This is a genomic window from Streptomyces sp. NPDC059371 (assembly GCF_042751995.1).
In the GTDB taxonomy this organism is placed as follows: Bacteria; Actinomycetota; Actinomycetes; order Streptomycetales; family Streptomycetaceae; genus Streptomyces.
Window position 1 is genome coordinate 25,001 of record NZ_JBHYXD010000109.1, and the last position, 4,905, is coordinate 29,905.

Annotated in this window: 4 protein-coding genes and 2 pseudogenes; 3 read left to right on the forward strand and 3 right to left on the reverse strand. The window is 66.4% G+C overall.

Going from position 1 to position 4,905, the window contains the following annotated elements:
* Positions 1 to 121 precede the first annotated feature (121 nt).
* Positions 122 to 358: a transposase gene (locus ACFXGX_RS36960; protein ID WP_384800741.1), complete on the reverse strand. Its 237-nt coding sequence runs from the start codon at positions 356 to 358 to the stop codon at positions 122 to 124.
* A 1,477-nt stretch (positions 359 to 1,835) separates the two neighbouring features.
* On the opposite strand from ACFXGX_RS36960, the gene ACFXGX_RS36965 reads away from it, so the two are divergent.
* Entirely contained in the window at positions 1,836 to 2,195 is a 360-nt protein-coding gene (locus ACFXGX_RS36965) for an ANTAR domain-containing protein (RefSeq protein WP_384800744.1), read from the forward strand.
* Here the strand turns inward: ACFXGX_RS36965 and ACFXGX_RS36970 are convergent.
* Both ACFXGX_RS36970 and ACFXGX_RS36975 read right to left on the reverse strand, forming a co-directional pair.
* Positions 2,183 to 2,439: pseudogene (locus tag ACFXGX_RS36970) on the reverse strand (SDR family NAD(P)-dependent oxidoreductase); the annotation flags it as partial. The gene ACFXGX_RS36965 and the pseudogene ACFXGX_RS36970 overlap by 13 nt on opposite strands.
* A gap of 270 nt (positions 2,440 to 2,709) precedes the next feature.
* A complete protein-coding gene (locus tag ACFXGX_RS36975; RefSeq protein ID WP_384800747.1) occupies positions 2,710 to 2,937 on the reverse strand; it encodes a hypothetical protein in 228 nt (75 codons plus the stop codon).
* Between the two features lie 201 nt (positions 2,938 to 3,138).
* Here ACFXGX_RS36975 and ACFXGX_RS36980 point away from each other — a divergent pair, with 201 nt between their 5' ends.
* The gene (locus ACFXGX_RS36980; RefSeq protein WP_384800749.1) at positions 3,139 to 3,615 is read left to right on the forward strand and encodes an SPW repeat protein; all 477 of its coding nucleotides are present in this window, start codon (positions 3,139 to 3,141) and stop codon (positions 3,613 to 3,615) included.
* 146 nt (positions 3,616 to 3,761) lie between these two features.
* Positions 3,762 to 4,323 (forward strand): annotated as a pseudogene (locus ACFXGX_RS36985) (isochorismatase family cysteine hydrolase).
* Positions 4,324 to 4,905 lie beyond the last annotated feature (582 nt).

Sequence of the window (4,905 nt, forward strand, 5' to 3'; positions counted from 1 at the left end):
GGTGTGGGGGGGGCGGGGGCCCCGATGGGGGGGCCCCCGCCCCCATGCTGGTCGACCCGCACGATCGTGGAGTTCACCGAGACCGCCCAGTCGAGGTCCTCGTCGGCGTCGACCCGGGCCATCAGCGCGGTGAGACACGCACCCAGGTGCCGTCGATGGCCCACATTCGCAGCCGGTCGTAGACGCCTCGCCAGTTGCCGTACTTCTCCGGCAGGTGCACCCACTGGGTTCCGGTCTGGAACTTGAAGACGATCGCGTCGATCACCTCCCGGTGACCTCGCCAGCGGCCACCCCGCACCGGCGTCCGGTCCGGGAGCAACGGCTCGATCCGCGCCCACTGCGCGTCAGTGAACGGCACATCCGAACCAACGATCCGATGATCTAAACCAAACGGCCCAGCTGATGTGTCTCGACGGCGGTTCCACAGCCCGGGCTCGAGTTCCGTGCCCGACCGCATGGGAGGTGGGATCCGAGGGGATCAACTGGGTCGGACCGCTCCGGTCGACCTAGGAGTGCAGCTCCGCCACGCCGCGGTCCCGTCAAGCGGGCCCCCAGATCCGCGTCAACACCGCCGATATGGACGCCCCTCCCGACCAGCCCGCGTGTCAAACGCAGCCTCCGGCAGTCGACAGTTGCTCCAGGCAAACGGGTGATCGTAAGACCACCGGTCAGCGCGAGGCGGCGCCGAAGATGCGACCCGAGGGCATCGTCATGGTTCACGCTCTTTGAAACGCGGTCCCCCACAGAGTCCGCCAACAGGACTGACCATGGTCCGAGGCCAGCGCCGTCGCCGGCGAGGCGTTCCGCCAGCAGGTGAATTCCGGCGCAGTGGTCCGGACCGTCAAGACGGCGCCACGCACCCGGACTCCCCCTTCCACGATGGGCGAGTGCCAGCGTCCGGATCGCTGTGCGTCGCAGTGCGCCGTCCGTTCCGTGCTTGCCGCAGGCGGTGACTCCACCCGATTCCTTGCGAACTAGGGACTTTCGCTAGGGCAGACCTCAGCCAAAAGCTCCAGCAGGTAAGCGGCAACCGAATCGGGCTCACCACGCCGCACCCAGAAGTAGACGGCAGTCCGTGCCGAGACATCGACGTACCTCAGAACAAACCCATCCACCAGCCCGCCGCCACCGGGGCACGGCCGTACCAGGATCTGCCGTGGCACCCCGTCCACCTCGGCCAGGGCTTCAACATCATCGTGCCCCGGGCTGTCCCGGAACTGGCATGCCCACTGTTTCCGCATGCCGACATCCTCGCCCCTCGCTCCTGGAATCCGCTTCGAACATCCGCCACATCGCCCAAAAGCGCCAGCAGCACCCAGCCGCTCCCCTCTCCGTGGGAAGGCCGACCGTTCAGGTGATGCTGGCCCCGCTCGCTGAACCCTGGACGGCGCCAGGCACCAAATCGGAACAGGCGCAGAGACGTCCTCCGCAGCAACCCGCTACCTCGCCCCGAACCCGGTGATCGCACGGTCAGCTCTTGGCCAAGAATCTGCAGACAATTCGGTCTGCTGTCACCACGTTTCGACTGGTCGGGGCGCCCCTGGGGGCCCCGACCCCATCCGCCCACGCACCAGCCGCCAGCCGAAGGTCTGCGACGCGTACAGTGATGGTACGCAGGCCGTCTGTAGTGCTGCCGATCACGTGACGGAGAAACACTCTCTCGGTTCACCATTTCCTCATGGCGTCGACTTTCAGCGCCGACGAGGGCTGCCGCTGCACCACCGTGGCGATCCTGGTCCCGTTCGCCCGTTTCCCATCAGCGCGAAGGCGTTATCCACATGATCGGGACATAGACACGGGACGGGTGGCGGACCGAGAACACAGTTGGAGGCACGATGACAGTCGCGGCCGACGAACCAAAGCCCACCGCGCACGAACGGCCCGTACAGCTGGAAGGCGAGCGCGTCGGAGAGCTGGAGAACCAGAACGCCCGGCTCCAAGAAGCAGTCCGCTCACACGCCGTAGTCGATCAGGCCATCGGAGTCGTCCTCGCCGTAGGACGACTAACCCCCGACCAGGGATGGGACATCCTGCGCGAAATCTCCCAGCGGACCAACATCAAACTCCGCCACGTCGCGGAACTCATCATCGACTGGGCCCAAACCGGACAGTTGTGCACCGACATTCGCACGGAGCTGGACAAGCAGCTCGCGCAGTACGCACAACCCCCACTCGCCCGTATCCAGTTCAGGTAGGCGATGCCCACGCCTGTAGCTCGGGGGGCCAGCTCTGCGCCCATGGCGTGCACGAAGGACTCGACGCCGGCCTTGGAAGCACAGTACGCGCTCATCATCGGCGAGGCTCCGATGGATGCCAGCGAGGCGATCTGGAGGTAGTAGCCGTGCGTCGCGGTCAGCGACGGCAGGAACGAGCGGAGGGTGATCGCGCTGCCGATCAGATCACTTCGATCACACGCCGCCACAGTGCTGGATCGGACTGGGGCAGACCTCGGCCAAAGGCTCCAGCGGGTGAGCGGCAACCGAATCAGGCACCACACCTAAGGTAGACGGCAGTCCGCGCCAACGCGACGACGTGCTGCACGACGTACCCTTCCACCAGCCCGTCGGTGTCCCTGCTCGATCTCTCTGCGTCCGTAGCGGCGGGGGCCGGTAGCCGTCGACGACCATTCCCGCATCCGCACAGGCATCGCAGCCATTGGGACAACCCGCTGCTCGATGTCAGGCAGACACGCGGCCAAACACCGCGCCCTCACCAGGCAGCGCTGAACTCGTGGGCGCGGCCACCTCGCCACTCCACCCACCGCAGATCGTCCAGGACGGCATCAGGATCAGCGATTCCGACGTCCCCGAGGAACACGACCAGATCGTGATCGCTGTAGGCGGTGCCGAGGATCTCGTCACGGCCGTGACGGTGCACGGTGACCCTCCGGCCGCCCGTACGAGACGGCCGGTGCACGACGATCGGCGCATCGGTCACGTTTCCAGCCTGCCCCCGCGGATTCGTGAGGCGAGTCGGCCAGCTCGGGCACGGCGGAGAACACAGACACCCGGAGCCTGGCGAGGGCCGCATCCGGCCGGCGGGTCCCGAGAGCCATGACGAGGAAGTCAATCCACTTTTCCGTTTATGTCGCTTTTATTGGGTACCGGGTGGGTAACCGTCTTTCCCATGGAGGTCATCATGGCGTCAACCCACCACGCACCCATCGAGGAACATCCCGACCTGATGGAGCTGCGCGCCCGGCACGACCGCGCAGCCACCACCCCGCGAGCCCAGATGATCGAAGCCCTCGCCCTCATCACCGGCCTGTACCTGGCGGCATCCCCCTGGATAGCCGGCTTCAACGGTTTCACCACCCTGGCCATTACCAACCTCATCGCAGGCATCGCCTACATGCTGCTCCTGGGCGGTCTCGGCACCTCCTACGAACGCACCCACTCCATGGCCTGGGCCGCCGCCGCCATCGGCATCTGGACCTGCGTCGCCCCCTGGGTCGTCGCAGGCGACGTCGCCCACACCCGATCCATCACCAGCAACCTCATCACCGGAGTCATCGCCACCCTCCTCGCCCTCGCAGCCGCCTCCGCCGCCCGCGACCACGACACCACCCGTGGAGGAACCGACAACCGCCACGGCAACATGCCCGGCCGGCTCTGATGCTCAGCGCTACCGCACACAACGCCTTCATGCCCGACCAGCAGGCCGGGCAGGGGGCGCTGCACACCCAACGGCGGTTCCCGGGAGGGCGATGAGGGCTTGCGGTCGCACATGCGGGCAGGCCGTGGCAGCGGGAGCATGGGTGCATGAGGGACCAGCAGAGCGCGGTCATCGTGATCGACATGATCACTACATACGATCACCCCGATGCGAACCTGCTACTCGCATCGGCGGAGAAAGCCGTCCCGGGATAGTGAACCTCCTGGAGCGGGCCGGCAACATCGGATACCAGTCATCTACGTCAACGACAACTTCGGGCAGCGGCGCTCGCACCACGGCGAGATCCTCGAGACGGCACTGGCCGGGCCCCGGTCCGATCTGATTGGTCCTATCCGTCCCGACGAGGAGTCCCTGTTCGTCCTCAAGGCACGGCACTCGATCTTCTATGAGACGCCGCTGGCCTACCTTCTGAACCAACTGCGCGTGAATCGCATTGCCTTGTGCGGGCAGGTCACGGAGCAGTGTGTTCTCTACTCCGCTCTCGACGCCCACATCCGTCACCTGCAGGTGACCGTCGCCAGGGACGCCGTCGCGCACATTCACGCCGACCTGGCCGGGGCGGCACTGCAGATGATGCAGACCAACATGAATGCGGAGATCGACGACAGCGATGCTCTGCGGCTCTGCTCGACCGAGGCGTGTTTTTGAGCGACGTTGCGGGAGCCCTACGAACCCGCCACTACGACCAGTTACTGACCTTTGCGGATTGGCTTCGGGGGATCCGGGGTGAAGGTCAGTCCGGTTTCGGTGAGGCAGCCGTCCATGAGATCGGGTTGGCGCTGGATGTGGGCGAGTCCTCCTCGGTGAAGGGTTCGGGTGTGGTGGTCGGGGTCGGTGAATGCGGTGTTGGCCGTCCACCCGCGTTGTATCAGGGACCAGCTGGACGCGACGGGCCAGCAGTCGCAGCGTGAAGACGGCTGCGTCGTCGGCCCCTGGAAGGTCGGCGCACGTGGCGATCAGGGCCGCGTTGGTGAGGTTGGACAGGGCCTCGCGCAGTTCGGGATCGATGCCGAGCAGTACGGCCTTGAGCTGGTTCTTCGCCTGTGTGCGGGCCTTGACGGCCGACTCCTTCGCCAGTCGGAGCACACGCATGTCGGAACACAGCGGACGGCGCGACGCCGTCGACCCCACCGGTGAGTGAGGCCGACCCGGCATGAGCGACGAACCCATGAAGGACCGGGCGCCCCCGGGCCGGGGGGGCCGCGCCCACCACCAGCGCGGGGGTTTTGT